Annotated in this window: 26 protein-coding genes; 12 read left to right on the plus strand and 14 right to left on the minus strand. The window is 67.2% G+C overall.

Annotated features, from left to right (window positions below; translation table 11 throughout):
* Positions 1-154: 154 nt before the first annotated feature.
* From AE618_RS11825 to AE618_RS11835, 3 genes are all read right to left on the minus strand, one after another.
* Complete coding sequence (locus AE618_RS11825; RefSeq protein ID WP_054209270.1) at positions 155-2,452, minus strand: NADP-dependent malic enzyme; 2,298 nt, start codon at positions 2,450-2,452, stop codon at positions 155-157.
* A 266-nt stretch (positions 2,453-2,718) separates the two neighbouring features.
* The gene (locus AE618_RS11830) at positions 2,719-2,955 is read right to left on the minus strand and encodes an Lrp/AsnC ligand binding domain-containing protein (protein ID WP_038361355.1); all 237 of its coding nucleotides are present in this window, start codon (positions 2,953-2,955) and stop codon (positions 2,719-2,721) included.
* A 70-nt stretch (positions 2,956-3,025) separates the two neighbouring features.
* Entirely contained in the window at positions 3,026-3,850 is an 825-nt protein-coding gene (locus AE618_RS11835; protein ID WP_054209271.1) for an alpha/beta hydrolase, read from the minus strand.
* 179 nt (positions 3,851-4,029) lie between these two features.
* Between AE618_RS11835 and AE618_RS11840 the strand changes: the two genes are divergently transcribed.
* The 3 genes from AE618_RS11840 to AE618_RS11850 are packed head-to-tail and all read left to right on the plus strand — an operon-like array spanning position 4,030 to position 5,623.
* A complete protein-coding gene (locus tag AE618_RS11840; RefSeq protein WP_054209548.1) occupies positions 4,030-5,028 on the plus strand; it encodes an asparaginase in 999 nt (332 codons plus the stop codon).
* A gap of 44 nt (positions 5,029-5,072) precedes the next feature.
* Complete coding sequence (locus tag AE618_RS11845; RefSeq protein WP_054209272.1) at positions 5,073-5,300, plus strand: antitoxin MazE-like protein; 228 nt, start codon at positions 5,073-5,075, stop codon at positions 5,298-5,300.
* Positions 5,279-5,623 (plus strand): type II toxin-antitoxin system PemK/MazF family toxin, encoded by a 345-nt coding sequence (locus tag AE618_RS11850; RefSeq protein WP_156330228.1) that lies wholly within the window; start codon positions 5,279-5,281, stop codon positions 5,621-5,623. Before AE618_RS11845 ends, AE618_RS11850 begins: the two co-directional genes overlap by 22 nt.
* A gap of 3 nt (positions 5,624-5,626) precedes the next feature.
* On the opposite strand, the gene AE618_RS11855 is transcribed toward AE618_RS11850, so the two are convergent.
* Genes AE618_RS11855 through meaB form a run of 3 tightly spaced genes read right to left on the minus strand, consistent with a single transcriptional unit; the run spans position 5,627 to position 8,715 of the window.
* A complete protein-coding gene (locus AE618_RS11855; RefSeq protein ID WP_054209274.1) occupies positions 5,627-7,018 on the minus strand; it encodes a TIGR03808 family TAT-translocated repetitive protein in 1,392 nt (463 codons plus the stop codon).
* Between the two features lie 53 nt (positions 7,019-7,071).
* Positions 7,072-7,710, minus strand: coding sequence for a peptidase C15 (locus AE618_RS11860; RefSeq protein WP_210166456.1), 639 nt, complete (start codon positions 7,708-7,710; stop codon positions 7,072-7,074).
* Between the two features lie 18 nt (positions 7,711-7,728).
* Complete coding sequence (gene meaB, locus AE618_RS11865; RefSeq protein ID WP_054209276.1) at positions 7,729-8,715, minus strand: methylmalonyl Co-A mutase-associated GTPase MeaB; 987 nt, start codon at positions 8,713-8,715, stop codon at positions 7,729-7,731.
* Between the two features lie 119 nt (positions 8,716-8,834).
* Here meaB and AE618_RS11870 point away from each other — a divergent pair, with 119 nt between their 5' ends.
* Both AE618_RS11870 and AE618_RS11875 read left to right on the plus strand, forming a co-directional pair.
* Positions 8,835-10,001 carry an alpha/beta hydrolase gene (locus AE618_RS11870; protein WP_197280763.1) on the plus strand — a complete coding sequence of 389 codons (1,167 nt, stop codon included), beginning with the start codon at positions 8,835-8,837 and terminating at the stop codon, positions 9,999-10,001.
* 135 nt (positions 10,002-10,136) lie between these two features.
* Positions 10,137-11,147, plus strand: a complete 1,011-nt coding sequence (locus AE618_RS11875; protein ID WP_054209277.1) for an alpha/beta hydrolase — start codon at positions 10,137-10,139, stop codon at positions 11,145-11,147.
* A gap of 310 nt (positions 11,148-11,457) precedes the next feature.
* Here the strand turns inward: AE618_RS11875 and AE618_RS11885 are convergent, their stop codons facing one another.
* Positions 11,458-11,916, minus strand: coding sequence for an Lrp/AsnC family transcriptional regulator (locus AE618_RS11885; protein ID WP_248310841.1), 459 nt, complete (start codon positions 11,914-11,916; stop codon positions 11,458-11,460).
* A 162-nt stretch (positions 11,917-12,078) separates the two neighbouring features.
* Between AE618_RS11885 and AE618_RS11890 the strand changes: the two genes are divergently transcribed.
* Positions 12,079-13,362 (plus strand): cystathionine gamma-synthase family protein, encoded by a 1,284-nt coding sequence (locus AE618_RS11890; RefSeq protein WP_054209280.1) that lies wholly within the window; start codon positions 12,079-12,081, stop codon positions 13,360-13,362.
* A gap of 109 nt (positions 13,363-13,471) precedes the next feature.
* Here AE618_RS11890 and AE618_RS11895 read toward each other — a convergent pair whose 3' ends face one another.
* Entirely contained in the window at positions 13,472-14,209 is a 738-nt protein-coding gene (locus AE618_RS11895) for a DUF3750 domain-containing protein (RefSeq protein WP_054209281.1), read from the minus strand.
* Positions 14,210-14,337: 128 nt separating this feature from the next.
* On the opposite strand from AE618_RS11895, the gene AE618_RS11900 reads away from it, so the two are divergent.
* The 5 genes from AE618_RS11900 to AE618_RS11920 all read left to right on the plus strand — a co-directional run bounded on the left by AE618_RS11900 (position 14,338) and on the right by AE618_RS11920 (position 18,891).
* A complete protein-coding gene (locus AE618_RS11900) occupies positions 14,338-15,450 on the plus strand; it encodes a polyamine ABC transporter substrate-binding protein (protein WP_211200652.1) in 1,113 nt (370 codons plus the stop codon).
* A gap of 41 nt (positions 15,451-15,491) precedes the next feature.
* On the plus strand, positions 15,492-16,646 hold the full coding sequence (locus AE618_RS11905; protein WP_054209283.1) for an ABC transporter ATP-binding protein: 1,155 nt from the start codon (positions 15,492-15,494) through the stop codon (positions 16,644-16,646).
* 196 nt (positions 16,647-16,842) lie between these two features.
* A complete protein-coding gene (locus tag AE618_RS11910; protein ID WP_054209284.1) occupies positions 16,843-17,739 on the plus strand; it encodes an ABC transporter permease in 897 nt (298 codons plus the stop codon).
* Positions 17,736-18,524, plus strand: coding sequence for an ABC transporter permease (locus AE618_RS11915; RefSeq protein ID WP_054209285.1), 789 nt, complete (start codon positions 17,736-17,738; stop codon positions 18,522-18,524). The genes AE618_RS11910 and AE618_RS11915 overlap by 4 nt, the downstream gene beginning before the upstream one ends.
* A 100-nt stretch (positions 18,525-18,624) precedes the next feature.
* Positions 18,625-18,891 (plus strand): hypothetical protein, encoded by a 267-nt coding sequence (locus AE618_RS11920; RefSeq protein ID WP_054209286.1) that lies wholly within the window; start codon positions 18,625-18,627, stop codon positions 18,889-18,891.
* 60 nt (positions 18,892-18,951) lie between these two features.
* Here the strand turns inward: AE618_RS11920 and scpA are convergent, their stop codons facing one another.
* From scpA to AE618_RS11950, 6 genes are all read right to left on the minus strand, one after another.
* Positions 18,952-21,114 (minus strand): methylmalonyl-CoA mutase, encoded by a 2,163-nt coding sequence (gene scpA / locus AE618_RS11925; RefSeq protein WP_054209287.1) that lies wholly within the window; start codon positions 21,112-21,114, stop codon positions 18,952-18,954.
* Complete coding sequence (gene thiD / locus AE618_RS11930) at positions 21,111-21,944, minus strand: bifunctional hydroxymethylpyrimidine kinase/phosphomethylpyrimidine kinase (protein ID WP_054209288.1); 834 nt, start codon at positions 21,942-21,944, stop codon at positions 21,111-21,113. Before thiD ends, scpA begins: the two co-directional genes overlap by 4 nt.
* Positions 21,941-22,222 carry a helix-turn-helix domain-containing protein gene (locus AE618_RS11935; RefSeq protein WP_054209289.1) on the minus strand — a complete coding sequence of 94 codons (282 nt, stop codon included), beginning with the start codon at positions 22,220-22,222 and terminating at the stop codon, positions 21,941-21,943. Before AE618_RS11935 ends, thiD begins: the two co-directional genes overlap by 4 nt.
* A complete protein-coding gene (locus tag AE618_RS11940) occupies positions 22,222-22,554 on the minus strand; it encodes a type II toxin-antitoxin system RelE/ParE family toxin (RefSeq protein ID WP_054209290.1) in 333 nt (110 codons plus the stop codon). The genes AE618_RS11935 and AE618_RS11940 overlap by 1 nt, the downstream gene beginning before the upstream one ends.
* Before the next feature lie 12 nt (positions 22,555-22,566).
* A complete protein-coding gene (locus AE618_RS11945; RefSeq protein WP_054209291.1) occupies positions 22,567-24,573 on the minus strand; it encodes a methylmalonyl-CoA mutase subunit beta in 2,007 nt (668 codons plus the stop codon).
* 185 nt (positions 24,574-24,758) lie between these two features.
* On the minus strand, positions 24,759-25,145 hold the full coding sequence (locus AE618_RS11950; RefSeq protein WP_054209292.1) for a hypothetical protein: 387 nt from the start codon (positions 25,143-25,145) through the stop codon (positions 24,759-24,761).
* Between the two features lie 152 nt (positions 25,146-25,297).
* Here AE618_RS11950 and AE618_RS11955 point away from each other — a divergent pair, with 152 nt between their 5' ends.
* Positions 25,298-26,839 carry a helicase HerA-like domain-containing protein gene (locus AE618_RS11955; RefSeq protein ID WP_054209293.1) on the plus strand — a complete coding sequence of 514 codons (1,542 nt, stop codon included), beginning with the start codon at positions 25,298-25,300 and terminating at the stop codon, positions 26,837-26,839.
* The last annotated feature ends 95 nt before the right edge of the window (positions 26,840-26,934 follow it).

Genomic DNA, 26,934 nt, shown 5'->3' on the forward strand with positions numbered 1-26,934 from the left:
CCCCTTGGCGATGGTCCCGGCTGCGACGCAAGGAAACCCTCATGGGGAAGTAGAGCCCGGCTGCCGGGGCATGCCAAGCTGGAAAACAGGCTCGCGCCAGCTGATGTTGCAGCGCCGGAAGTCAGCCGGCGCTGTCAGGGCGTGGGGGAGGTCGTCAGCCTTGCGCCGCCGCCGTCCGCTCCTGCGCCTCCACCACCGCGACTGCCGTCATGTTCACGACGCCGCGCGCGGTCACCGAGCCGGTGAGGATATGCACGGGCTTGGCCGCGCCGATCAGGATCGGGCCGACCGGCAGCGCATCCGCCAGCACCTTGGCGAATTGGTAGGCGATGTTGGCGGCGTCGAGATTGGGGAAGATCAGCACGTTGGCGACGCCCTTCAGCGTCGAGGACGGCAGCACGCGCTCGCGGATCATGGCGACGAGCGCCGTGTCGGCCTCCATCTCGCCGTCGCATTCGAGATTGGGCGCGCGCTCGCGGATGAGCGCCAGCGCCTTGCGCATCTTGAGCGCGGAGGGCGTATCGGCCGCGCCGAAATCCGAATGCGAGAGCAGCGCGATCTTCGGCTCGATGCCGAAGCGGGCGACATGGCTCGCCGCCAGCACCGTCATGTCGGCGATCTCTTCGGCGGTGGGGTCGTTCTTGACATGGGTGTCGGCCAGGAAGAACGCACCCTTGTTGGTGATGATCAGTGTCATCGCCGAGATGTCGCAGACGCCCGGCGCCAGGCCGATGATGTCCTTGATGTGCCGCAGCCGCGACATGAACCGGCCTTCCAGCCCGGTGATCATCGCGTCGGCCTCGCCGCGCGCCACGGCCAGCGCCGCGATCACGGTGTTGTTGGTGCGCACCAGCGAGCGCGCGGCTTCCGGCGTGATGCCGCGGCGGCCGGCGATGTCGAGATAGGTCTGGACGTAGTCGCGATAGCGCGGGTCGTCCTCGGGGTTGATCACCTCGAAATCGATGCCGGGCCGCAGCGACAGGCCGAAGCGCTGGACGCGGCTTTCGATCACACTGGGGCGGCCGATCAGGATCGGGATCGCCAACCCTTCCTCCAGCGCCACCTGGGCGGCGCGCAGCACGCGCTCATCCTCGCCCTCGGCATAGATCACACGCTTGGGGTCGGCCTTCGCCTGGGCGAAGAGCGGCTTCATGATGAAGCCGGAGCGGAAGACGAAGCGCGACAATTCCTCGCGATAGGCGTCGAGATCGGCGAGCGGCTTGCGGGCGACGCCGGTCGCCATCGCAGCCTCGGCCACCGCCGAGGCGATGCGGATGATCAGGCGCGGATCGAACGGGTTGGGGATCAGCGAGGTCGCCCCGAAGGTCGAGGCCTCGCCGCCATAGGCGCGCGCCGCGATGTCGGAACTCGCCTCGCGGGCGAGCGAGGCGATGGCGCGGACGGCGGCGAGCTTCATCGCCTCGTTGATCGTCGTCGCCTGCACGTCGAGCGCGCCGCGGAAGATATAGGGGAAGCAGAGGACGTTGTTGACCTGGTTCGGGTAATCCGAGCGGCCGGTGCAGATCATCGCGTCGGGCCGCACCGCCAGCGCGTCCTCGGGCGTGATCTCGGGGTTGGGGTTGGCCAGCGCCAGGATCAGCGGCTTCGGACCCATCGCCTTGGCCATCTCGGGCTTGAGCACGCCGGCCGCCGAGAGGCCGAGGAAGACGTCCGCGCCGGGGATCACCTCGGCAAGCGTGCGGGCGTCGGTCTCCTGCGCATAGACCTCCTTCCAGCGGTCCATCAGGGTGTTGCGGCCCTTGTGGACGACGCCCTCGAGATCGGTGACCCAGATGTTGGCGACGCTGGCGCCGAGCGACACCAGCAGGTTGAGGCAGGCCAGCGCCGCGGCACCCGCGCCCGAGACCACGATCTTGACGTCGCCGATCTTCTTGCCGGAGAGGTCGAGCCCGTTCAGGATCGCGGCCGAGACGATGATCGCGGTGCCGTGCTGGTCGTCATGGAAGACCGGAATGTTCATCCGGGCCTTGAGCTGCTCCTCGATCTCGAAGCACTCGGGACCCTTGATGTCCTCGAGATTGATGCCGCCGAAGGTCGGCTCCAGCGCCGCGACGACCTCGACGAATTTCTCGATGTTCTTCTGCTCGACCTCGATGTCGAAGCAGTCGATCCCGGCGAATTTCTTGAACAGGACCGCCTTGCCCTCCATCACCGGCTTGGACGCCAGCGGCCCGATGTCGCCGAGGCCGAGAACGGCGGTACCGTTGGTGATGACGGCGACGAGGTTCTGCCGCGAGGTCAGCTCGGCGGCCTGGGAGGGATCGTCGACGATCGCCTCGCAGGCGGCGGCGACGCCGGGCGAATAGGCCAGCGCCAGGTCGCGCTGGTTGCCGAGCGGCTTGGTCGCCTGGATCTCGATCTTACCGGGGCGGGGCAGGCGGTGATAGACGAGCGCGCCCGAGCGGAGGTCAGGGGACAGGTTGCTCTTCATCGCAGCGGCTCCAGCGGCGTCGGCTCAGTGTCAGGAGCCGTCGAGGTCGCGCGAATGGGGGCACGCCGTCAAGCACGGAACGCGCAATAGTCGCAGCGATGGATTCGGTGCGTGCGACCGGCGCATGGTCAGGCTGTCAGCGGACCGGTTGAATCAGTGTGTGAAGGAACGCAAGCAATCTGTCAGCGAACGCTTGCAAGCGATTCTGGTGACGACAAAATCCTCTGCGCTGCGTCCCGCCGGTGCTTGGCTCCCGAGGCCGCTGCTCAAAACGCCTTGAAGGTGATGATCGTATGCGTGTCGGCGATCTCGGGAATCGACTGCACCTTCTGCGCGACGAAATGGCCGATATCGACATCCGCCGCGACATGGAATTTCGCCAGGATGTCGTAATTGCCCGCGGTCGAATAAATCTCCGAGGCGATCTCGCGATCGGCGAGTTCGCTGGCGACCTCATAGGTCTTGCCGAGCTTGCATTTGATCTCGACGAAGAAGGTCTGCATGGCGGGCTCCGGAGTTTGGCCGAGGGCTCTCGATAGAACCTCCGGCCCTGTCAGATCAAGCGCAGTCCCATCAGACGCCAGCGAGTTCGGCGATCCGGCGGGTCATGGCGCTCTCCGGATCGGCGAGGCCGGCGATCACCGTGAAATGGTTCGCCTCCGCGATCTCCTCATAGTGCGTCCGCACGCCTCCCAATCCCCAGACATCGACGATGCGCCGGCTCTGCTTGAAATACTCCTCGCTCTCGGCGCCACCGACGACGGCGTCCATGACGAGGCCTGACGGGGCGGGCCAGAACAGCGGGCTCTCCCGCTCGGCCGCCTCGAAGCTCAGGCCCAGCGCCGTGTTGATGCTGGTCTCCGTCAGTGGCTTCAAATTGTAGAGGCCGGAGATGCCATAGGCGGCCGGCACGAGCTGCTCCGGCAGATCGGGATCTGTATTGGCCCAGTTGGTTGCGAGCAGGCAGGCCGCGAGATGCCCGCCGGCCGAATGGCCGGTCGCCACCACCGGCAGAGAGAAGCGCCGCCACAGCGCGGCCGCCGCCTGCTGCAGTTCCCAGACGATGTGGCCGAGCTCGACCTGCGGACAGAGATCGTAGCCCACGACCGCGACCGGCACGCCACGCCGGTTCAGCCCCCGCGCCATATGCGAGAAGAAGCTGCGGTCGAGCGCCTGCCAGTAGCCGCCATGAATGAACATCGCGATCGCGTTTCCGGCCACCGTCTCCGGCTTGAACAGGTCGTAGCGCTGGCGCTCGCTCTCGCCATAGGGGACGCCGAGCTCGCAGACGGCCTCGGTTCGGTAGGCCGCGGCATCGCTGGCCCAGCCCGCGATGATCCCGGGATGCTCGGGCACGCGGGCGCGGTTGTTGTATTCGGTCTCGTAGTCGGGCGACATTCCTGGCTCCGGCTTGCTCCGCGCACAAACGCGGCTTGTTGCGGGCGTTGATGGCTGAATGGCAGTTGCTCACAGTCTGCGCCATGGCTTTTGACAGGTCGAGCGACGGGCGGCACAAGGCTGCGCGTTTGGCGCATGACGCATCCGACTTGCATGCCGCATCCGACCCGGAGACGACGATGGACAACCCGATCCTTGCCGAGGTGACACGCGGACACACCGTCGAATCGCGCCATCGCGGCTCTGCGCTGGTGATCGATGCCGACGGCGCCGTGGTGTTCAGTGCCGGCGATGTCGACCGCCCGGTCTTTCCGCGCTCGGCGGTGAAGGCGCTGCAGGCGCTGCCGCTCTTCGAGAGCGGGGCAGCCGACCGCTATGGATTGACCGAACCGGAGATCGCGCTGGCCGTCTCCTCGCATTCCGGCGAGCCACTCCATGCGCAGACCTCGCTCGCCATGCTGGCAAAGGCGGGGCGCGATGCCGGTTGCCTGGAATGCGGCGCGCATTGGCCGATGAACGACGTTGCAGCGCGGGCCATCGCCAGGTCCGGTGGCGAGCCGAGCGCGCTCAACAACAACTGCTCCGGCAAGCATGCCGGCTTCGTCTGCCTCGCTTGCGGGCTCGACGAGGATCCGGCCGGCTACGTCAAGGCCGGCCACGCCGTGCAGCAGGCCGTGCGCGGTGCGCTGGAGGAGGTCACCGGCGCTGCGCATTCGACCGATCGCATGGGCACCGATGGCTGCTCGATTCCGACCTATGCCGTGCCGCTCAAGGCGTTGGCGCTCGGGTTCGCCCGCTTCGGCACCGGCCACGGTTTCGCGCCTCAGCGTGCGAAGGCCGCCGCCCGCATCCGCAAGGCCGCCGCGGCTCACCCGTTCATGGTCGCCGGCACAGGCCGCTTCGACACCCGCGCCATGGAGCTGCTGCGCGAGCGCATCTTCATCAAGACCGGCGCCGAGGGCGTCTATTGCGGCGCGCTGCCGGAGCTGGGCTATGGCATCGCCCTGAAATGCGACGACGGCGCGGGACGCGCGGCGGAGGTCGTCATGGCCGATCTGATCGCGCGTTTCCTGCCGATGGACGAGGCGCAGCAGTTGGCCTTCGCCCCGCTGCGCGAGAGCGTGATGAAGAACTGGAACGGCATCGAGGTCGGGCGCGTGAGGGCCGCGCGGGTTTGACCGGCGAAAGGTCACGCATTACCTTTCGTTGAAAGGAGACCGCCATGCCGCGTCCCGCCTTGAAGGATGGCCTGAGCAAGCAGGCCCGCTACCGCGCCGCCAAGAAGGCGGCGGGGCTGAAGGAAATTCGGCTTTGGGTTCCAGATCCGAAAAATCCGGAGTTCCTGGCACGATTGAAGCGCGACATGGATGCCATCCGCAGAAGTCCGGGCGAAGCGGATGACATCGCCTTCATCGAGGCGATCACTGATTGGCCGCCATACGAGGAATGAAGCGAGGTGACGTCATTGTCGTCGCCGTTCAGGGCGATCATGGCAAGCCGCGTCCTGCGTTGGTTGTCCAGAACGACCTGATCACCGAGATCGACACCGTCTTGGTGTGCCTGCTTACGACGAGCACGGAGGTTGAATCAGCCTTCCGCTTTTCCGTTGCGGCTTCGCCAGCCAACGGCTTGCGTGCCGAAAGCTATGTGACGCTGGACAAGACGACGATGGTGCTGCGCAAGAAATGCGGCGCAGTCATTGGACGGTTATCAGGCGAGCAGATGACGGCCATCAACGAGCGTCTGGCCTTCGTGCTCGGTCTCTCCGGCTGAACCTCACCCGACGGCGTTGTTTTCGACCCTGACACCGGCCGCCCGCGCATCCGGAGCCCTCGTCAGGTCGCCCGTCACGGGCTTGCCGTACTCCGTGCCGACCACTGCGCCCTTTGTCGCTTCCGCGATGACATTGCCTGCGATCAGGGCGTTGCGCTGTTTGGGGACCAGCGAGACCGAGATGCCGATGCCGGTCCGGCGGACCATGTTGCCGGTCGCGACGAGGTTGCGCATGCCCCAGGACCAGCCCAGCGAGATGCCGATGTCGCTCGCGCCCTCGATGACGTTGCCGGTGACGGCGGCTTCCGCCTCGACATGCACGCCCATGCCGCCGACCGGGTCCTTGAAGCCGGGATAGGAGCCCTTGCGGGCATTGCGGATGATGTTGTTGGCGAAGACGCTGAGCCTTCCGCCATGATCGAGATTGGTCATGCTGGCGCCGAGAGCGCAGTCCTCGATGAGGTTGCTGGTGATGATCGCGCCCTCGAAGGCGAATTCGGAGTAGATCCCGCATTCGCCGCAGCGCTTGCCCTGATTGCCGAGGATCTGCACGCTGGAGCCGGAATTGTTGCGGATGAAGGTGAGGGCGCAATCGCGCAAGGAATTTCCCTCGATGATCACGCCGCCGGCCTTGTAAAGGCTGATGCCGTTGCCGTTGGGGCCGTCGCCGCCGGCATCGGCCCGGATCCGATCGAGGCGGTTGCCCCTGACGATCGAGCGGTCGTCGCCCGGCTGGCTGCGCCAGAGCTGGATGCCGTTATTGCCGCAATCCTCGACGCGGTTTCGCTCGATGCTGAGCCCGCGCGAATCGAGCGAGAACAGCGCGGATTCCCGCATGCCCTGGAACTGACTGGCCTCGACGCTGCCGCCGGTTCGGTTGAGCACGAGCCCGACCGAGCCTGCGCTGACGAAGGCGCAATCGCGGATGCCGAGATCGGCCACATCGTCGGTTGTCAGCAGCCCCTCGCGCGCCGCGACGCGGATGTCGAGCCCGTCCAGCGTCAGTCCCGACAAGGCGGCGCGCGCCAGTCCCCGCCCGAGTAGCAGCGGACCGGCCTGCGCCGCGAGCAACCGCGTCGCGCTGGGCACGCCGAGCAGACGCGCGCCGTCAGGCAGCACGACGCGCGAGATGCGATAGCGGCCCGGCGCGATGACCAGCGGTGCATCGCGTTTGGCGGCCTCGATCAGCGCGTTCTGCAGCAGCCGCGACTGATCGTCGGGAGAACCCGGCCGCAGTCCAAATTGCGCCGCATCGAGCCCGAACTGGCCCAACGGACCCGCGGTTGCCCGCCCAAGCGACTGGCCGAAGACGGGAGCAGCCAGAAGCGAAGCTGTGCCGAAAGCGGCCGTCGCCAAAAGCGCACGCCGCGAAAGGGTCGCCGGGTTCGTCATCATTGCCGCAGCGTTCAAGCCCCGTGCCGCGCGCGGGTGTGCCGTTCCGGGACGGCTCAGCGTCCCCGCCGCGCCAGCGCGGCGCCGATGTCGGCGAGACGGGCGGTCAACGTCGCCGCGCCGGGCCGAAACGCAGCCACCCGCGATGCCGGACGTTGCCCCGCACCGGGCCGTAGCCAGGGCACATGCACGAACAGCACGGGCGTTCCCGCCTGGCGCGTGTCCGCGAGAGCCGCCGCATAGCAGGCGTCGCAGAGATAGCGGCCGGCCGAGGGCGACAGTTGGCTGGCAATGCCACCGCGTCTCAGCGCCGCGAGCGCGCCCTGCGGATTGCCGCTGGTGCGAGCGGGAAGGCTGCTGCGGTGCGCCGCCCCTGGCCTCGGCGTGCCGCCGGCCGCATCGGGATGAAGCGGGCTCGCATGGCCGCGCGCGAAAAGCTCGACGCGGACGCAGCGGGCGCGGGCGGCCAGCCCGAGCATTAGCACCGCCTTGGGTTGCGTCGCTGCCAGATGCGCCCTCAGCGTCGGCAGGCCTGCGCCATAGCTCGTCTCGACGACGAGCGCCTTCGCATCGAGGCCGGAGCGCTTCAGCCGTGCCGCGACGGCCCGCGCCAGCACCGCCGTCGGGTTGACGCGGACGCGCGGGAAGGGGCCGAAGCCCGTGACCAGGATATCCATGGGGCGCGGGTCATTCACGTCACAGCGTCCCTCACATCACAATCCCAACGCCTGGGCGATGTCCTCGGCAGCCACCGTCGGTGCGAGCGTGCCGGCCGCCACCGCCGCTTCCAGAGCGGGTGTTCGCGCCTTGAGGTCCGGGTCCTGGCGCAGCTTCGCCTGAAGCCTGTCCTCGACCATGGCCCACATCCATTTGACATCCTGGCGGTGGCGCCTCTCCGCGACCAGCCCCTTGGCCTCATGGCGAGCCCGGTGATCCTCGATCTTGGTCCAGAGCGCATCGAGGCCTTCGCCGGTCAGGCCGGAGATCGTCACAACCGGCGCCGACCAGAGTGCCGAGGACGGTGCGAGGATATGCAGCGCGGCCTGATATTGCGCCGCGGCGGCGCGGGCGGGCGTCGCGCCGGCGCCGTCGGCTTTGTTGACGGCGATCATGTCGGCAAGCTCGATGATGCCCTTCTTGATGCCCTGCAGTTCGTCGCCGGCATTGGGCAGCATCAGCACGAGGAAGAAATCGGTCAGGTCGGCGACCGCCGTCTCCGATTGGCCGACGCCGACCGTCTCGACGAGAACAACGTCGAAGCCCGCCGCCTCGCAGAGCAGCATGGTCTCGCGTGTCCGCGCCGCGACGCCGCCGAGCGTGCCGGAGGACGGGGAGGGCCGGATATAGGCATTCGGATCGACGGCGAGCCGGGCCATGCGGGTCTTGTCGCCGAGGATCGAGCCGCCGGTCCGGCTGGACGAGGGATCGACCGCGAGCACCGCGACCTTGTGCCCCTTGGCGGTGAGATAGCTGCCCAAGGCGTCGATCGCCGTCGACTTGCCGACGCCGGGAACGCCGGTGATGCCGACGCGGATCGCTCCGCCGGTCCTCGGCAGCAGATGCTGGATCAAGGCCCGCGCCTGCTCGCGATGGTCTGCACGGCGCGATTCCGCCAAGGTGATGGCGCGCGCCAGCGCAGCCCGCTCGCCGGCGAGAATGGCTTGGGCAAGCGCAGCGACGGGGGATGGGAGATCGACCATGGCCCCACCTAGCAAGACCGGGCGGCGTGCGACAAGCTTAGGCCGAGCCTTCGATTGCTTCATCGCTGTGTCATGCGCGCATCTTGATCATGCGGCGGTTCGGTGAGAGCAGTCTTGGGATGATGATGCGTGCGGTCTTGCGGCTTCGGGTTCTCGCATGGGCGTTGCTCGCGCCGCTGGCGCTGGCCGCCTGCGGTACGCCGCGCGTGCTGGAGCTGAACACGAGCCGCTCGACCGATGTCGCCGGCAAGGTCGAGATTTTCGTTGCGACCACGCGTGAAGCGTCCGCCGAGCCCGTCTATTTCAGCGGCGAGCGCGGCCCCAAGCTCTCCTTCGCCCGCCTCGATTTCACCGTGCCGCGCAGCCATAAGCCGGGCGAACTGGAGCTGCCCGATTCCGGTCCTAGCGATCCGGCCAAGCACTTCACGGTGACCGGCGTTCAGCGGCTCGATCTCGCGCCGATCCTCGCCGATGTCCGCCGCGAGATCCTCCGCCGACCGGCCGCCCAGCGCGACGTGCTGGTCTTCGTCCACGGCTTCAACACCAATTTCGCCGACGCCGCCTTCCGCTTCGCCCAGATCGTTCATGATTCCGGCTTCAAGGGCGTGCCTGTCCTTTTCACCTGGCCATCGCGCGGGCAATTGCTGGCCTACCCGTATGATCGCGAAAGCGCTTATTATTCGCGCGATTTCCTCGAGCGCAATCTGAGGGCGATCGCGCGCGATCTCGGTGCGACGCGCATGGACATCCTCGCCCATTCGATGGGCACGCTGTTGACGCTGGAGACGCTCCGGCAGGCTTCGATCCGCGGCGACGGTACCTTCGGCGGCAGGCTGCGCGACGTCATGCTGGCTGCGCCCGATGTCGATCTCGACGTCTTCAGGACCCAGATGGCCGAGATCAAGCGCCCGGTCACGGTGTTCGTCTCAGCGGATGATCGCGCGCTGGACTTCTCGCGGCGTTTCGCCGGCGACAAGACCCGTCTTGGCGCGATCTCGGCCAAGGACAAGGACATCATCGCGGAACTCGAGAAGCTCGGTGCGCGCATCATCGACCTCTCCGAGGTGGCGTCGGGTGACAGTCTGAACCACAGCAAGTTCGCCTCCTCGCCGAAGGTCGTCCAGATGATCGGCCAGCGCCTCCAGGCTGATGGCGGCATTTCCACAGCCGGGCCCCAGCTCGGCGACCGACTCGGCGACATCGCGGGCGGCGTCGTCGGCACCGTCGGCTCGACCGTCGGTCTCGTGGTCACGGCGCCGGTGACGATCATTTCGGGCGGGCGCTGATCATCGGCGCGAGCCCCTCGCGGGGTCGCGACGTCGCGCCAATTGGTCCCCCCGCCCCATTATGGCCGCGTTAGCCTGTCCTTAAGGTGGGGCTGGCCAATTCGGCCGCCAACAACCCACCGGATTGCTGACACGATGCCTGTTTCGCGGCGCGCTCTTTCCTGTCGTCTGGCGGCGCTCGCCGCGGTGCTGGCCTTTGGCCTCTCGGCCTGCGCTCAGACGGAAACCGTCGTCTCGCCGTTCTCGGAACCGACGCGCGCCGACGCCTCGGCGATCGGCAAGGAGCCGGAACTGCTCGTCGTCACGACCCGCAAGGCGATCGGCCCGCGCCAGCCCTTCTTCGGCTCGGATCGCGGCGCACTGACCTTTGCCGAGGCACGCCTCTCGCCGCCCGGCGACGGGATTTCCGGGCGCGTCTCCTCCGCCGTCAGCGGGGACTGGGCGGTGCTGGGCATCGACAGCCAGACCTCGGCCGATGCGGGCCGTGCCTTTGCACAGGCGGCGACCGGGCGCGACGTGCTGCTCTATGTCCACGGCTTCAACGAGACCTTCGAATCGGCGGCACGCAGCGCCGGCCAGCTCTCGCATTCGCTGGAATTCCAGGGTCGTACCGCGATCTTCACCTGGCCCTCGGGCGGCAAGCTCTTCGACTATGCCTATGACCGCGAGAGCGCGCTGTGGTCGCGCGACGGCTTCGTTCGGGCGCTGCAGGCGCTCGTGGCCAATCCCACCGTCGGCCGCATCCATATCGTCGCCCATTCCATGGGCACATTCCTGACGCTGGAAGGCCTGCGCGAGCTGCGCGATTCGGCCGATGTCTATGCCCGGATCGGATCGGTCGTGCTGGCCTCGCCCGACATCGATATCGACGCCTTCGAGCAGACCGTCGGCAAGCTCGGCCCGCTGGCCCGCCGCATGACGCTGATCATCGATCCCGGCGACAGGGCGCTGGCGATCTCCTCGCGCATCGCTGGCGGCGTCGCGCGCGCCGGTGCGGCCGACCGGTCACGGCTCGAGGCGCTGGGCGTGCGTGTGGCCGATACGCAAGGTCGGGGCTGGAGCATGCTGCGGCATGATCTCTTCCTGTCGGACAGCGAGGTCACGCAGGTGGTGCGCCGGGCGATGGATCGCGGCAAGGGCGCCTGACATCGTTGGCCCGAAATGGGTGGTGGCGCGGATAGCGGACCCGCGACTTGCCGTGCCGTAGGGTCAGCCATAGTGTCGCTGGATGTGGCCTCGCATCATCCTCGCCCTCGGCGTTGTCATTATCGTACTCGCCCTCGCGACCTGGTACCTCCTGAGCGGCTTCGGATGCGAGATGAATACCTCGGGATGCAAGACCGTCAGGCTCGACTGGTCCCGGGATGCCCTCAGTATCTTCATGCCGATGCTCGGCGTCGGTGCGTTGCTGGTCGTCCTCGGCCTGAGGAAGATGCGTTAGACCGGTTGCCGTCCGTCAGAGCGGCGGCAGGCCGATGCGCCTCTTGACGGTGGCCAGGGCGAAGTTGGATTCCACCGACTGGATGCATTTCAGCCGCGTCATCTTCTGCTTCAGGAAGCGCTCATAGCCCTCGATGCCGTCGGTCAGCACACGCAGATGGTAGTCCTGCGAGCCCGTCATCAGGTAGCATTCGGTGACTTCGTGCCAGCCTTCGACGGCCCTTTCGAACTCGGCGATATTCTCCTGCGTCTGCTGCGACAGCCTGACCGCCACGAAGACGCTGAAGGGCAGGCCGTAGGCCTTTGGATCGACGATCGCCGAATAGCCCTGGATCACGCCGGTGTCCTCAAGGCGCTTCAGCCGGCGCAGGCAGGGCGTCGGCGACAGGCCGATCCGCTGCGACAGATCCTGGTTGGTGATGCGGCCATCCTCCTGCAGCAGCGAGAGCATTCGGCGATCGGTCGCGTCGAGCATGAAATGCTCCATCGTGAGAGAATGGTGGCAGGAAGATGCGGATGAGACTGTCACCGCATCGATGATCGGTCAAGCAATGCCAGTCCGATTGGCTTATCCTTGGCGCAACGCGGCGGCAGGCCCTGTACACCTGCGCCGCGAGCGGAAACCGAGGAGGCGGCCATGAGCGACGACAGCTACCACAAGGATCGGATCGCCAATCGCAGGCTCCATCCCGAGACCCTGATGATGGGCTTCGGCTATTCGCCTGCGATGTCGGAAGGCTCGCTGAAGCCGCCGATCTTCCTGACCTCCACCTTCGTCTTCGCCAACGCACAGCAGGGCAAGGATTTCTTCGATTTCACCTCCGGCCGGCGCCAGCCCAAGCCCGGCGAGAAGCCCGGCCTGGTCTATTCGCGCTTCAACCATCCCAATATGGAAATCCTCGAGGATCGCCTGGCGATCTGGGACGAGGCGGAGAAATGCGCCGTCTTCGCCAGCGGCATGGCGGCCATCGCCACGACCTGCTTCGCCTTCCTGCGGCCAGGCGACACGATCATCCACTCCCGCCCGCTCTATGGCGGCACCGAGACCTTGCTGAAAAACCAGATGGGCGCCTTCGGCGTGACGCCCTTCGGTTTCACCGACGGTCTCGACATCGCCCAGATGCGTGAGACCGCGAAGGCCGCAGCCGCCAAGGGGCGCGTCGGCATGATCCTGGTCGAGACGCCGGCGAACCCCACCAACGGGCTGGTCGATCTCGCAGCCTGCAAGATGATCGCCGACGAGCTGGAAGCCTCGCAGGGCCATCGCCCGCCGGTCGTCGTCGACAACACTATGCTCGGCCCGAAATACCAGAAGCCGCTGAAGCAGGGCGCCGACCTCTCGCTGCTCTCGCTAACCAAATATGTCGGTGGCCACAGCGACCTCGTCGGCGGCTCGATCAGCGGCTCGGAAGCGCTGGTGCGGCAGGTCAAGAGCTGGCGCGGATCGCTCGGCACGCAGCTCGACCCCAACTCCTGCTGGATGCTGATGCGCTCGCTGGAGACGCTCGATATCCGCATGAGCCGCGCCAACGAGAATGCCCGGCTGGTCGCGGACTATCTCTCCGCCCATCCGAAGGTCGCCAAGGTGCATTATCTGGGCGATCTCAGGGACGGCGACCCGCGCAAGGCGGTGTTCGACCGGCAATGCACCGCCGCCGGCTCGACCTTCGCCTTCGACGTGGTCGGCGGCGAGAAGGAGGCTTTCGCCTTGCTCGACAATCTCCAGATCATGAAGCTCGCGGTCTCGCTCGGCGGCACCGAGACGCTGGTCTCGCACCCCGCCGCGATGACGCATTCCGGTGTCGCGCGCGAACTGCGCGAGGAGATCGGCCTGACAGACGCGCTGATCCGCATCTCTGTCGGCATCGAGAACATCGAGGATTTGATCTCGGACCTGGCGCAGGCGCTGGAAGCTGTGTGAGGGCCAGCGCGCGTCAAGCTCGGGCGAAGACCCGAGCATCTCCCGCAAGCTTATCCTGTACCAGATTCTCGGGTCTGCGCTTCGCTACGCCCGAGAATGACGGGACGGGTCAAACCCCAATCCGCCCCCAGCCGGGCAGCTTCAGCGCCGGGCTGCGCAGGTCGAAGCCCGCGACCAGCCCCAGCAGGTTGACCTCGACGCCCTCGACCCAGCCGATCGTGACGCCGGCGAGCCCATAGAGCGAGGCCTGCACGCCGGTGCGGCTCGGCGTCAGGCCAGCGAACAGACCATCCTCGCGAAAATCCTTGCCGATCGCGGTCGGCGGCAGCGCCCGCGCGAGTTCCGGCACCTCGGCCATGACATGCTGGACGAAGCTGTTGGAGTTGGGGCCCGGCCAGGCCTGGTAGCTGCCGGGCGTCACATAGGCGTAACTCTGCACCGCCGCGCGGATGCGCGGGATCAGTGCTGCCGCCGCCTCGCCGCGGATCTCGGTGACGAGTTCCGGCAGGTTGCCGTACCACCGGCCGTCCGCCTCGCGATGGTTGACGCGCACCGGGGTACCCCAGCCGACCACGTCGAAGCGGGTATAGGCGCTGGCGCCGGCCTCCTTCACCACCACCCAGGAGTGATGCGCGAAGACGCCGCGCCAGCGGCCGACACGGGCGGCGAAGACATGGACTGTCGCCTCGGGCTCGATCGAAGCCGCCGGTAGCAGCTTGGCGCTCGACCAATCGGCGCGCCGCCAGTCATCCGCCATGCCTCGCGTCGACCACCAGGCCGCATGCGTCAGCAGGGGGACGATGAACAGCAGCAGGAAGAGCAGGGGGACGAGGCGGGCGGCGCGCATGGCAATGGATATGTGGCAGCCCTATTGCATCGCAAGGTCCGGGGGCGGGCGACCGGATCACAACGGCTTGAGGCCCGCCGCCAAGCTGCTAGCTTCGCTGCCGTCTGGCTTAGGGGAATCGATTGATCATGACCATGCGCGGCTGGCTGAAGAGGGTGGTATCGGGCGCGGCGCTGGGGTTCTCGCTTCTGGCTGCGGGTGCCGCCGGAGCCCAGACCAAGGAACTGCGCATCTACAACTGGTCGGATTATGTCGACCCCGAGGTGCTCGACGCCTTCAAGAAGGAAACCGGGATCACCGTCGTCTACGACACCTTCGACCAGATGGAGACGGTCGAGACCAAGCTGCTCGCCGGCAAGACCGGCTACGACCTGATCGTGGTCACTGCCTCGTTCCTACCGCGCCATATCCCGCTCGGGCTCTACACCCCGATCGACGCCGCCAAGGTGCCCAACCTCAAGAACACCTGGCCCGAGATCCAGGGACGGCTGGCCAAATACGATCCCGGCAACAAATTCGCCGTGAACTACATGTGGGGCACCACCGGCATCGGCTACAACGTCGCCAAGGTCCGGGAGCGGCTCGGGCCCGATGCGGTCATCGACAGCTGGAAAATCCTATTCGAGCCCGACCAGTTGAAGAAGCTCTCGAACTGCGGCGTGCATGTGCTGGATGCCGTCGAGGAGATGTTTCCCGCCGCCCTGCGCTATCTCGGACTCAACCCGGATTCGAAGGCCGAGGCCGATCTGAACAAGGCCGGCGAGCTCTTGCGCAAGATCCGCCCGCATATCCAGAAATTCCATTCGTCGGAATACATCAACGCGCTCGCCAACGGCGATATCTGCCTTGCCGTCGGCTATTCCGGCGATGTGCTGCAGGCGAGGAAGCGCGCCGAAGAGGCCAAGAACAAGGTCGAGATCGCCTATGCGATCCCCAAGGAGGGCGCGCTGATGTGGTTCGATTCCTTCGTGATCCCGAAGGACGCCGGCAATCCCGACGCCGCGCTCAAGTTCATCGACTTCGTCAACCGCCCGGCTATGGCGGCGAAGAATTCGGATTTTATCCAGTACGCCAACGGCAATCTCGCCTCGCAGCCGCTGCTGTCGGCCGCGGTGCGCGGCAATCCCGGCATCTACCCGCCCGAGGCCGTGATGGGCCGGCTCTACACGATCACGCCCTACGACCAGAAGTCGCAAAGACTGGTCAACCGGCTCTGGACCCGGGTGAAGACGGGCAAGTGACAGGGGCAGGACTGGGCCGATCAGGAGAGGGCACGGCGACGATGCGCAAGGCATCGCCTGGCAGCCTGCGCCGCGCCTTCCAGCCATGGAACGACCCGGCTGCGAAACCGCTCATCGAGTTCCGCCACGTCACAAAGCGCTTCGGCGGCGTCACGGCCGTCGCCGAAGTCTCGCTCTCACTCTACCCGCGCGAGTTCTTCGCGCTGCTTGGCCCCTCCGGCTGCGGCAAGACCACGCTGATGCGGATGCTGGCGGGGTTCGAGACGCCCGATGCCGGGCAAATCCTGCTTGGCGGCACCGACATCACCGAAATGCCGCCGCATCTGCGGCCGGTCAACATGATGTTCCAGTCCTACGCGCTGTTCCCCCATCTCAGCGTCGCCGACAACATCGCCTATGGGCTGAAGCGCGAGAGGCTGCCTCGTGCCGAGATCGCGCAGCGGGTCGCGGAGATGCTGGCGCTGGTCAAGCTCGACGGCCTGGGCAAGCGCAGGCCCGACCAGCTTTCCGGCGGCCAGCGCCAGCGCGTCGCGCTCGCCCGTGCGCTCGCCAAGCGCCCCAAGCTGCTGCTGCTCGACGAGCCGATGGCGGCGCTCGACCGCAAGCTGCGCGAGGCGACGCAGTTCGAGCTGATGGATCTGCAGAGCGAACTCGGCACCACCTTCATGGTCGTGACCCATGACCAGGACGAGGCCATGACCATGGCCGACCGCATGGCGGTGATGGATCATGGCAGGCTGGTCCAGATCGGCCCGCCCGACGTGATCTACGAAGCACCGGTCAACGCCTACGTCGCCAGCTTCGTCGGCGACATCAATGTGCTGGAGGGCCATGTCGTCGCGGTCGAGGGCGATCTCGTCCGGGTCGAGACCGGGATCACCGGCATGGTCGAACTCGACGAGGAGGCGCCGGCGCTGGCGATCGGAGCTTCCGTGCTCGTCGGTCTGCGGCCGGAGAAGCTCGACCTCAGCCATGACGAGCCGCCGCAGCCCTTCAACAAGGTCGCGGGCGAGATCTGGGATATCGGCTATCTCGGCGACGTCACCATGGTCCAGGTCATGGTGGGAGGCGAGGGCGGCTGGCTGGTCAAGGTGGCGCTGACCAACCGCAGGCGCCGGGCCGCGCGCCCCTTCGCCTGGGAGGACAAGGTCTGGCTCTCCTGGGACGTCGAGGCCGGGTTGGTGCTGAAGCCGTGAGAGGCGCGAGGAACGCGACTTATCCCCTTCCCCCCGCTTGCGGTGGGGAAGGGTTAGGGATGGGGGGCCGCAAAGCCGGAACTCTATCCTCGGTCGTCGCACCGAGCGGCACTGCCCCCCACCCTGACCCTCCCCACCGCAAGCGGGGGGAGGGGATGCGCGTTGCAGTCGCGCCGAGCCTTTTCGGCCGCCGATCATGAGCGGAAGGTCTCACGCAGCCTCCCGTCTCGTCGTGGCCGCGCCTTATCTCTGGCTGCTGCTGTTCTTCCTCGCGCCCTTCGCGATCGTGCTGCGCATGGCGCTGTCGGACGCCGACACCGCGCTGCCGCCCTACGCACCGCATTTCGAGGGTTTCGCGACGCTCCGGGAGTTCCTCGGCAAACTCGATCTCGAGAATTTCCGCCTGCTTGCCGACGATGCGCTCTACTGGGACAGCTATCTCCAATCCCTGCGACTCGCTGGCCTGACGACGCTGATCGCGCTCGCGATCGGCTATCCGCTCGCCTATGCGATGGCCGCGGCCCCCCGGCATTGGCGGCCTGTCCTGCTGGTGCTCGTGGTGCTGCCGTTCTGGACCTCGTTCCTGATCCGGGTCTACGCCTGGATCGGCATCCTGCGCCCCGACGGCCTGCTTGACATCGTGCTCGGCGGCCTCGGCCTGACCGACGAGCCGCTGCGGCTTTTGAACACGGAAGCCGCGGTGCTGATCGGCATGGTCTATTCCTATCTGCCCTTCATGGTGCTGCCGCTTTATGCGATGCTGGAGAAGCTCGACCGCAGCCTGCTGGAGGCCGCAGCCGATCTCGGCGCGACGCCGGTGACGGCTTTTCTGACCGTGACGCTGCCGCTGTCGCTGCCGGGCATTCTGGCCGGCGCGGCGCTCGTCTTCATCCCCTCGGTCGGCGAGTTCGTCATCCCCGATCTGCTCGGCGGGCCTGATACCGTGATGATCGGCAAGGTCCTCTGGAACGAGTTCTTCTCGAACCGCGACTGGCCGCTGGCGTCTGCCGTGGCGATCGTGCTCCTGGTCGTGCTCGTCCTGCCGCTGGCGCTGCTGCAGCGGGCAAGGCAGGGCAGGGAGGCACAGCCATGAGGCGGCTCGGCCCCGGCCTCATCCTCGCTCTGGTCGCGGGATTCGCCTTCCTCTATCTGCCGATCCTGGCGCTCGTCGCCTATTCCTTCAATGCCTCGCGGCTGGTCACGGTCTGGGGCGGGTTCTCGACGCATTGGTACGGCGCCTTGCTGTCGAACCAGCCCTTGCTCGACGCCGCCTGGCTGAGCATCCGGCTCGCCTTCGTCTCGGCGACGCTGGCGACGGCGCTGGGCACGATGGCGGCGTTGGCGCTCGCCCGGCATGGCCGGTTTCGCGGCCGCATGCTGTTCTCCGGCATGGTCTTGGCGCCGCTGGTGATGCCGGAGGTGATCACGGGCCTGTCGCTGCTGCTGCTGTTCGTCGCCGTCGATGTCGAGCGCGGCTTCTGGACGGTGACGATCGCCCACGCGACCTTCGGCCTCGGCTTCGCCTGCATCGTCGTGCAGGCGCGGCTTGCCGGCTTCGACAGCTCGCTCGAGGAAGCGGCCCGCGATCTCGGCGCGACCCCGTTGGTGACATTCGCGACGGTGACGCTGCCGTTGATCTGGCCGGCGGTCGCCGCCGCCTGGATGCTCGCCTTCACGCTCTCGCTCGACGATCTCGTCATCGCCAGCTTCACCACCGGGCCGGGCGCGACCACCTTGCCGATGCGGCTCTATTCCGCGATCAGGCTCGGTGTATCCCCGGAGATCAACGCCGCCTGCACATTGATGATCGGCGCTGTCGCACTGGCCGTGATCGCAGCCTCGCTGCTGCTGAAGCGGCGGCAGGCTGTGGGCGGCTAAACGGCGGGTGAACGCTGGCCTCAAGCGCCGTTCAGACGCGATCTGCGAATGTCCGTGTCAGGCAAGGGGATGTCCCGGGCCACCAGACAGGACGAGGACCATGTTCCGCAAGTTCGCCGCGACCAGACTAGCCAGCCTTGCCATCGGTGCAGCGGCCCTGGCCGCCGCCAGCGTGATGACCGTCAGCCCTGCCGCGGCCTTCGGCGAGGGCTACGGGCCGCGCTACGACACGCCGGCCTATGGCTGGCGCCCGGCGCCGCCGGCGGTTCACGGCTATTGGGGCCGCCGCCGCTGGCAGCACTACAATGACGGCTATGGCGTCCGGCCGCCCCCGCCGCGCTACGGCTATGGTTACGGCTGGCGCTAGTGTCGCGCAGCGACGACCGTGATCATGGGACAGGCGCGGCCCGCCGGCCGCGCCTGTCTGCTATTCGGCAGCCGTGCGCTGGACGTATCCGAGCCGGCTGTTGAGGTCTTCCAGCAGCTTTTCTGCGGCGTCGGCGATGACAGTGCCCGGCGGGAAGATCGCCGAGGCTCCGGCCTGATAGAGCGCGTCGAAATCCTGGGGCGGAATCACGCCGCCGACGACGATCATGATGTCGGGTCGTCCTGCGGCGGCCAGCGCCGCCTTGAGCTCCGGCACCAGCGTCAGATGGCCCGCCGCGAGCGACGAGACGCCGATGATGTGGACGTCGTTCTCGACGCCCTGGCGCGCGGCCTCCTCGGGCGTGGCGAAGAGCGGCCCGATATCGACGTCGAAGCCGAGATCCGCGAAGGCCGAGGCGATGACCTTCTGCCCGCGATCATGCCCGTCCTGCCCCATTTTGGCGACGAGGATGCGCGGGCGGCGGCCATCGGCCTCCTCGAACGCCTGCGTCATCATCTGCACGCGCGTGACCGCAGGATTCATGGTGCCGACCTCCCGCTTGTAGACCCCCGAGATCGACTTGATCTCGGCCCGGTGGCGCCCGAACACCTGCTCCATCGCCAGTGAGATTTCGCCGACGGTCGCCTTGGCCCGCGCCGCCTTCACGGCGAGGTCGAGCAGATTGGCCTCGCCCTTCGCGCCTTCGGTCAGGGCTGTCAGCGCCGCCTGGACATCGGCTTCGTTGCGCTCGGCCTTGAGCCTCCGCAGCTTTTCGAGCTGCTGGGTCCGCACCGAGGCGTTGTCGACCTTGAGGACGTCGATCGAGGCCTCGTTGTCGGGCTTGAACATGTTGACGCCGATGATCGCCTGCTGGCCACCATCGATGCGCGCCTGCGTCTTGGCGGCGGCCTCCTCGATGCGAAGTTTCGGGATGCCGGCTTCGATCGCCTTGGCCATGCCGCCCAGCGCCTCGACCTCGGTGATGTGGCCCCAAGCCTTCGTCGCCAGTTCCGCCGTCAGCCGCTCGACATAGTAGGAGCCGCCCCAGGGATCGATGATGCGGCTTGTGCCGCTCTCCTGCTGCAGCACGATCTGAGTGTTGCGGGCGATGCGGGCGGAGAAATCGGTCGGCAGCGCCAGCGCCTCGTCGAGCGCATTGGTGTGCAGTGACTGGGTATGGCCTTGCGTCGCCGCCATCGCCTCGATCATCGTGCGCGGCACATTGTTGAACACGTCCTGCGCCGTCAGCGACCAGCCGCTCGTCTGGCAATGGGTGCGAAGCGGGAAGGATTTCTCGTTGGTCGCGCCGAAATCCTTGACGAGCTTGGCCCAGATCAGCCGTCCGGCCCTGAGCTTCGCCACCTCCATGAAGAAGTTCATGCCGATCGCCCAGAAGAAGGACAGGCGCGGCGCGAAGGCATCGACGCCGAGCCCCGCCCGCTGGCCGGCGCGGATGTATTCGACGCCGTCGGCCAGCGTATAGGCGAGCTCGAGGTCCTGCGTCGCACCGGCTTCCTGCATGTGGTAGCCGGAGATCGAGATCGAGTTGAACTTCGGCATGTTGGCCGAGGTGTAGGAGAAGATGTCGCCGATGATCCGCATCGAGGGGGCTGGCGGATAGATATAGGTGTTGCGGACCATGAACTCCTTGAGGATGTCGTTCTGGACGGTCCCCGAAAGCTTGGCCGCCGGAACGCCCTGTTCCTCCGCCGCGACGATATAGAGCGCCAGAACGGGGAGCACCGCACCGTTCATCGTCATCGAGACGCTCATCTGGTCGAGCGGGATGCCGGAGAACAGCGTGCGCATGTCGTAGATCGAGTCGATCGCGACACCGGCCATGCCGACATCGCCGCCAACGCGCGGATGGTCGGAATCATAGCCGCGATGCGTCGCCAGATCGAAGGCGACGGAGAGGCCCTTCTGCCCGGCGGCGAGGTTACGTCGATAGAAGGCGTTGGAATCCTCGGCCGTGGAGAAACCGGCATATTGCCGGATCGTCCAGGGCTGGTTGACATACATCGTCGGGTAGGGCCCGCGCAGATAGGGCGCGATGCCCGGCAGTGTATCGACGAAAGGCAGGCCGTCGCGATCGTCAGCCGTGTAGAGCGGCTTGACCGGGATGCCCTCGGGCGTCAGCCATTCCTCGCCGACCGGCAGCATGGCCGGGGAGGGCATCCGGCCTTCGAAGCCGAGCTTTGTGAAATCCGGGATGGCTGTCATGGCTGTCTCCCGCCCGTTCGATCCCACCAGTGGTGGAAATGATGCACCGGTCCGTGGCCATGGCCAACCGGAACCTCGTCGGCCGCGGCGATGGCCGCGGTAATATAGGTCTTGGCGTGGCCGACAGCCTCCGGCAGGGCCAGCCCCTTCGCCAGTCCGGATGCGATGGCCGAGGACAGCGTGCAGCCCGTGCCATGGGTGTTGCGCGTCGCGATCCGCGGGGCGTCAAAACGGTGGCGGGCGCCGCCGGCGAGCAGGAGCAGGTCGCTGCTGGTCTCGCCGCTTCCATGCCCGCCCTTGATCAGCACATTGGCGGCGCCGAGCGCTGCAAGCCTGTCGGCCTGTTCGTCGATGGCGGCTTCTGTCTCGGCGACGCTGCTGCCGAGGAGGGCTGCCGCCTCCGGCAGGTTGGGCGTGCTCAATGTCGCCAGCGGGAGGATGTGGCGCCGGATTGCATCGACCGCGTCGTTTTCAAGCAGGCGTGCGCCCGATGCCGCGATCATGACGGGGTCGAGCACGATGTTGCGCGCCTTGTGCCGCCTGAGCCCGGCGGCGACCGTCTCGATCAGCTCCGCCGTCGCGAGCATGCCGATCTTGACGGCGGCGACGTCGAGATCCTCGAAGACGGCGTCGATCTGCTTGGAGACGAAATCGGCCGGCACGGCGTGGATGGCGCTCACGCCCTTCGTGTTCTGCGCCGTCAGCGCCACGATGACGCTGGCGCCATAGACCTGATGGGCCGCGAAGGTCTTCAGGTCGGCCTGGATGCCGGCGCCGCCGCTGGAATCCGAGCCGGCGATGGTCAGGGCGATGGGATGGGGTCCGCTCACTCGGCTGCTTCCAATGTGATCCGAAGCTTCGTGCCGGTCGCCTTGGCATAGCGCTCCAGCGTTCGGGTCGAAGGCTTGCCGCGGCCGCTTTCGAGCCTGGCGATGACCGACTGCGTCGTGCCCATGCGCTGGGCGAGTTCTTCCTGGGTGAGGCCCGCCCGTGTCCGTGCGCGGGTCAGCGAGGTCAGAAGGGCAAACTCCTCCTCCAGCGCGTCATATTCGCGCTTGAAATCGGGATCCTTCATCTGCGCGAGGCCCCATTCGCGAACGCTTTTCATCAAACCTCCTTGGCGCGCATTCGCGCTATGCGAAGTTCCTTGGGTGGAGTCTTCTCTGTCTTCTTGACGAAAACGCGGACGATCACGACCCGCTTTCCCGTTGCCGTGACATAGATGGCGCGAGCGATTCCATCTCTGCCGGTCAGGCGCAATTCCCAGAGCTTGTCGCCCAGCGGCTTAACCCAGCCGTAAGGCAGAACATCCAAACCCTCATCCTCGATGATTTCGGCATAGCGAAACAGCTTGGCGCGGATGTCGTCTGACAGGGCATCGGCTTCGGCTTTGACGACAGCGTTCAGGAATTCGAAGCTCCAACCGGACGTCGTCGACATAGCAAAAAAGCGTTAATCAGACAAGGCTTGCGAAGCGATCGCGAGCGCCTTGCCGAGAACCGCAACCGAATCGCAGCCCGTGAAGATAAATTCCCCGACCCCCGCCTTGCTGAGCTCCACTTCCAGTTCGCCTGGCCGGCCGGCGAGCCAGACCGTCGCTCCGGCCGCCGTCAGCGCCTGAGCTGAGGCCACGCCCTCGGCAGCGTAGCCGGCGTCCGAGCCGCACAGGCAGGCGAGCCGCGCGCCCGAGGCCCTGAAGGCCGCAACCAGCGCGGCGGCGATGTCGGTGACGCCGTCCTTTGCAAACCCCTCGCCGCTGGGCGCCGAGAGCCCGCCAGCCTCGAACAGATTGCGGGCGAAGCCGGCCCGCGCGGCGAAGTCCGCGATCGGCCCCAGCGTCGCCAGAAAGACCATGGGTCGCTCGGCTGCGGCGTCCGCCCTGTCACGCAGGGCCTCGAACGGCTCGGCCAGCCTCTGCGACGGCAGGGCCTGGGCGCGCAGGCCGTCCTCCGGAGCGCTCAGGGCCATGTCGCGCCCTGCGCCCTTGGCCAGCCGGTCGATCAGGTCGCCCTGATCCTGCTCGGAGGCCTTGCCGGGAGCGGTCTCGGATTTCGCCCGCGCGACTGGCGCGACAGGGAGAACCGAGACGGCCGCCTCCCTCAGATTGGGGAACTCGCTCGTGCCGGTGATCGGCTCGCGGCGCGTGGCGATGGCCTTGGCGCGCACGTCGCGCTGTTTGGCGAGGTCGGCTTGCAGCGTGCCACCGGCCAGCGCCGCGACGATGCCCGGGAGGCCGTTGCCGGCCTGGCGCTCCAGTCCTTGCAACTCGGTCCAGGCCTGTTCGCACAGCGCCTGCGTCAGCGCCTCGAAGCCGCCGGCTCCCGCTGCCGGATCGGCGACGCGCCAGAGATTGGCCTCCTCCAGCAGGACGAGTTGGGTGTTGCGCGCGATGCGCCGCGCGAAGACATCCGGCAGCCCCAGCGCAGCGGTGAAGGGTTGCACGGCCACGCTATCTGCTCCGCCGACGCCGGCCGCGAAGGTCGCGATCGTGCCGCGCAGCAGATTCACCCAAGGGTCGCGCCGGGTCAGCGAGCGCCACGCCGTCTCGGCATGCAGCACCATCGGCGTCGGTGTCAGGCCGCAGGCTTCCTGCACGCGCGCCCAGAGCAGGCGCGCCGCCCGGAACTTGGCGATGGTCAGGAATTCGTCGGTGTCTGCGACCAGGACGAAGGAGATCGCGTCGCGCGCCTCCGCGAGCGAAAAGCCTTCCGCTTCCAGCGCGCGCAGATAGGCGATGGCCGTTGCCAGCATCGCGCCGAGCTCCAGCGCCTCGCTGGCGCCCGCCTCGTGCCAGGGCCGGGCGTCGGCGGTGATGAAGGGCCCCGCGAATCCGCGAGCCTTCAAGGCGCGGATGGTCTGCGTCAGCCTGCGGCCGATCTCGGGCCAGGGCGCCGCGAGGCTACCCGTGCTGGCGAGCTGCCCGACCGGGTCGAGTCCGAAGTCGATCGCGGTCGTGTCGGGTGCGATGGTGCGCCGTTCGACGAGAGCCGCCAGCATCAGCGCGTTGACACGGCCATGCGGAGCGGGATCGAGCCGCAGACGGATCAGGTCGAGCATGACGCCGTCGAGGCTGGCATCGAGTGCCGCGACATCATCGGCAACAAGGCCGTAGCCGCGTGCCGCGGGGGCGCCGGCAAAGGCGAGCGTCAGTGAGTCCGCGCCGCCTTCCAGATCGGCCAGCGCGAGCCTTTGCGCCTCGCCGGGTTCGGGATGGTCGAGGCGAGCGGCGACATGCCAGCGGCCGGTCTCGCCGCGCAAAGGTCGCAGCGCGGGAGATGCGCTGTCGTAGAGCGGCTCGATCCGGATGCCGTCTGCCGTGCGGCCGACCAGCCGCTTCTCGAAATCGGCGCCTTTGAGCACCTTGTCGACCGCCGCACGCCAAGTCTCACGCGAGGGCGCCGGAAAGGCATCCATGAAGGGCAGGTCGTCGGGGAGGTCGGATGCAGGGGCCGAGTTCATGCGCGCCGGTCCTCGTCTTTACGCATCTGTGCGGTCGCGAGGTGGTGATTGCCATGGGCGACGACGCATCGCCATTCCTACTTCGTCGCAAGGCGCCTGCGCAAACCCGCGCCGACGGGCGCAGGGGCAGGCAAACGACAACGCCGCCTCGCGGCGGCGTTGGACGCTCTCGATGGCGCTTTGGATCAGACGAACTGGCCGAGCCCCGGAATGGCGCCGACGATGGCGCCCATCGCATCCTCGCCCGCCTTCTCGCGACCGACCGCGAACATCTCCTTGGAGACCGACTGGATTTGGCCCATCGACAGGCCCGCGCCCATCAACTGGCCGCCCAGCGCCATCACGCCGCCGCCGCCGCCCATCAGGCCGCCGACCATGCCCATCAGCCCACCCTTGGCGCCGCCTTCGGCCGTCGCGAGTTCCTGCGCGCCCGGCAGCGCCGCCATCAGCTCGCCGATCTCGGCCGCCGGTCCTTCCTTCTGCAGGAAGGCGAGGATGATGCCGATCGCCTTGCGGGCGAGCTCTTCGTTGAGGCCCGAGGCCGCGATCACGCGGGAGATCAGTTCATCCATGGTCTTCGTCCTGTCGTTGGGTGTGGCGCGAGATAGTTCACATATCAACGTTTCGATCAAGTCGGCAGAGCAGCCTGCGATCGCACTTCCGCCAGCGGGCGCGTTTCGCTACACCCTTGCCCTGACGTTTCGATAACGCAACAGGCGGGGCCATGGCTGAAGACGGCGCGATTCTGATCGGCAAGAGCTGGAAAGCCGAAAACCTCCTGCTCAAGCTCGCCAACCGCCACGGCCTCGTCACCGGCGCGACCGGAACCGGCAAGACCGTGACCCTGCAGGTGATGGCGGAAGGCTTTGCGAGGGCCGGCGTTCCTGTCTTCGCCGCCGACATCAAGGGCGATCTGTCGGGCATCGCCGCGCCCGGCGATTCCAAGCCGCCCTTCGTCAAGCGCGCGCAGGAGATTGGCATCCCCTACGAGGCGGACCAGTTCACCACCGTGTTCTGGGACGTGTTCGGCGAGCAGGGCCACCCGGTCCGCGCCACCATCTCCGAGATGGGGCCGCTCCTGCTGGCGCGCCTGCTCGATCTCAACGAGACGCAGGAAGGCGTGCTCAACATCGCCTTCCACATCGCCGACGAGCAGAAACTGCTGCTGCTCGACCTCAAGGATCTGCGCGCGATTCTGGCCCACATCGCCGAGAACGCCAAGGACCTGACCACCAAATACGGCAACGTCACCTCGCAGACGGTCGGCACGATCCAGCGCGCGCTGCTGGTGCTGGAAAACCAGAAGGGCGACATGTTCTTCGGCGAGCCGGCGCTGGAAATCTCCGATCTGATGCGGACGGACCGCTACGGTCGCGGCATCGTCAACATCATGGCCGCCGACAAGCTGATGGCGAATCCACGGCTGTATTCGACCTTCCTGCTCTGGCTGCTCTCGGAGCTGTTCGAGCAGCTTCCCGAGGTCGGCGATCTCGACAAGCCCAAGCTCGTCTTCTTCTTCGACGAGGCGCATCTTCTGTTCAACGGCGCGCCCAAGGCGCTGCTGACGGCGGTCGAGCAGGTGGTGCGCCTGATCCGCTCCAAGGGCGTCGGCGTCTATTTCGTCACGCAGAACCCGCTCGATATCCCTGACACCGTGCTGGCCCAGCTCGGCAACCGCGTCCAGCACGCACTGCGCGCCTTCACGCCGCGCGACCAGAAGGCGGTTAAGGCCGCAGCCGAAACCTTCCGCCAGAACCCCAAGATCAACACATCTGAAGCGATCATGCAGCTCGCCGTCGGCGAGGCGCTGACCTCGACGCTCGAGGGCAAGGGCACGCCCACCATCGTCGAGCGCACGCTGATCGCGCCGCCGATGGCGCAGGTCGGCCCCTGCTCGGTCCAGATCCGCCAGCAGGCGCTCAGCGAGTCCGGCTTCAAGGGCAAGTACGACACCATGATCGACCGCGAGTCGGCCTATGAGGAGCTGATGAGCCGCAAAAACCTGGCTCCGGAAGGCGAGCCGGTCGAGGCCTCGACGACGGGTGGCGGCGGCATCCTCGACACGATCGGCGGCTGGCTCGGCGGCGGCGCGCCGCAGCAGCGCCCCAAGACCGGCCCCGGCAGCCGGGGCGGTGCCCTGCCGCAGAGCATGGCCGAGAAGGTGCTGACCTCGGCCGCCCGCTCGGCCGCGACCACGATCGGCCGCCAGGTCGGCAGCGCGATCCTGCGCGGCGTGCTCGGGAGCATGATGGGCGGGAAGCGGTAGCGCCTGTCATTCCGGGTTCTTCGCTGACGCGAAGCCCCGGAAAGACAGGTTCACGACGGCCATGAACCAATCCTGCTGACGCAGCCCCCAAGGCT

The organism is Allobosea vaviloviae, assembly GCF_001298265.1.
GTDB classification, from domain to species: Bacteria; Pseudomonadota; Alphaproteobacteria; order Rhizobiales; family Beijerinckiaceae; genus Allobosea; species Allobosea vaviloviae_B.

Coding starts and splice junctions, on each gene's coding strand:
- AE618_RS11875 (WP_054209277.1), top strand. CDS start 10,137: ATGCCTGTTTCGCGGCGCGCTCTTTCCTGTCGTCTGGCGGCGCTCGCC.
- AE618_RS11840 (WP_054209548.1), top strand. CDS start 4,030: ATGGACAACCCGATCCTTGCCGAGGTGACACGCGGACACACCGTCGAA.
- AE618_RS11945 (WP_054209291.1), bottom strand. CDS start 24,573: ATGAACTCGGCCCCTGCATCCGACCTCCCCGACGACCTGCCCTTCATG.
- scpA (WP_054209287.1), bottom strand. CDS start 21,114: ATGACAGCCATCCCGGATTTCACAAAGCTCGGCTTCGAAGGCCGGATG.
- AE618_RS11900 (WP_211200652.1), top strand. CDS start 14,338: ATGACCATGCGCGGCTGGCTGAAGAGGGTGGTATCGGGCGCGGCGCTG.
- AE618_RS11920 (WP_054209286.1), top strand. CDS start 18,625: ATGTTCCGCAAGTTCGCCGCGACCAGACTAGCCAGCCTTGCCATCGGT.
- AE618_RS11915 (WP_054209285.1), top strand. CDS start 17,736: ATGAGGCGGCTCGGCCCCGGCCTCATCCTCGCTCTGGTCGCGGGATTC.
- AE618_RS11935 (WP_054209289.1), bottom strand. CDS start 22,222: ATGAAAAGCGTTCGCGAATGGGGCCTCGCGCAGATGAAGGATCCCGAT.
- meaB (WP_054209276.1), bottom strand. CDS start 8,715: ATGGTCGATCTCCCATCCCCCGTCGCTGCGCTTGCCCAAGCCATTCTC.
- AE618_RS11870 (WP_197280763.1), top strand. CDS start 8,835: ATGATGATGCGTGCGGTCTTGCGGCTTCGGGTTCTCGCATGGGCGTTG.
- AE618_RS11885 (WP_248310841.1), bottom strand. CDS start 11,916: ATGCTCGACGCGACCGATCGCCGAATGCTCTCGCTGCTGCAGGAGGAT.
- AE618_RS11895 (WP_054209281.1), bottom strand. CDS start 14,209: ATGCGCGCCGCCCGCCTCGTCCCCCTGCTCTTCCTGCTGCTGTTCATC.
- AE618_RS11835 (WP_054209271.1), bottom strand. CDS start 3,850: ATGTCGCCCGACTACGAGACCGAATACAACAACCGCGCCCGCGTGCCC.
- AE618_RS11855 (WP_054209274.1), bottom strand. CDS start 7,018: ATGATGACGAACCCGGCGACCCTTTCGCGGCGTGCGCTTTTGGCGACG.
- AE618_RS11905 (WP_054209283.1), top strand. CDS start 15,492: ATGCGCAAGGCATCGCCTGGCAGCCTGCGCCGCGCCTTCCAGCCATGG.
- AE618_RS11940 (WP_054209290.1), bottom strand. CDS start 22,554: ATGTCGACGACGTCCGGTTGGAGCTTCGAATTCCTGAACGCTGTCGTC.
- AE618_RS11845 (WP_054209272.1), top strand. CDS start 5,073: ATGCCGCGTCCCGCCTTGAAGGATGGCCTGAGCAAGCAGGCCCGCTAC.
- AE618_RS11825 (WP_054209270.1), bottom strand. CDS start 2,452: ATGAAGAGCAACCTGTCCCCTGACCTCCGCTCGGGCGCGCTCGTCTAT.
- AE618_RS11910 (WP_054209284.1), top strand. CDS start 16,843: ATGAGCGGAAGGTCTCACGCAGCCTCCCGTCTCGTCGTGGCCGCGCCT.
- AE618_RS11830 (WP_038361355.1), bottom strand. CDS start 2,955: ATGCAGACCTTCTTCGTCGAGATCAAATGCAAGCTCGGCAAGACCTAT.
- AE618_RS11955 (WP_054209293.1), top strand. CDS start 25,298: ATGGCTGAAGACGGCGCGATTCTGATCGGCAAGAGCTGGAAAGCCGAA.
- AE618_RS11890 (WP_054209280.1), top strand. CDS start 12,079: ATGAGCGACGACAGCTACCACAAGGATCGGATCGCCAATCGCAGGCTC.
- AE618_RS11950 (WP_054209292.1), bottom strand. CDS start 25,145: ATGGATGAACTGATCTCCCGCGTGATCGCGGCCTCGGGCCTCAACGAA.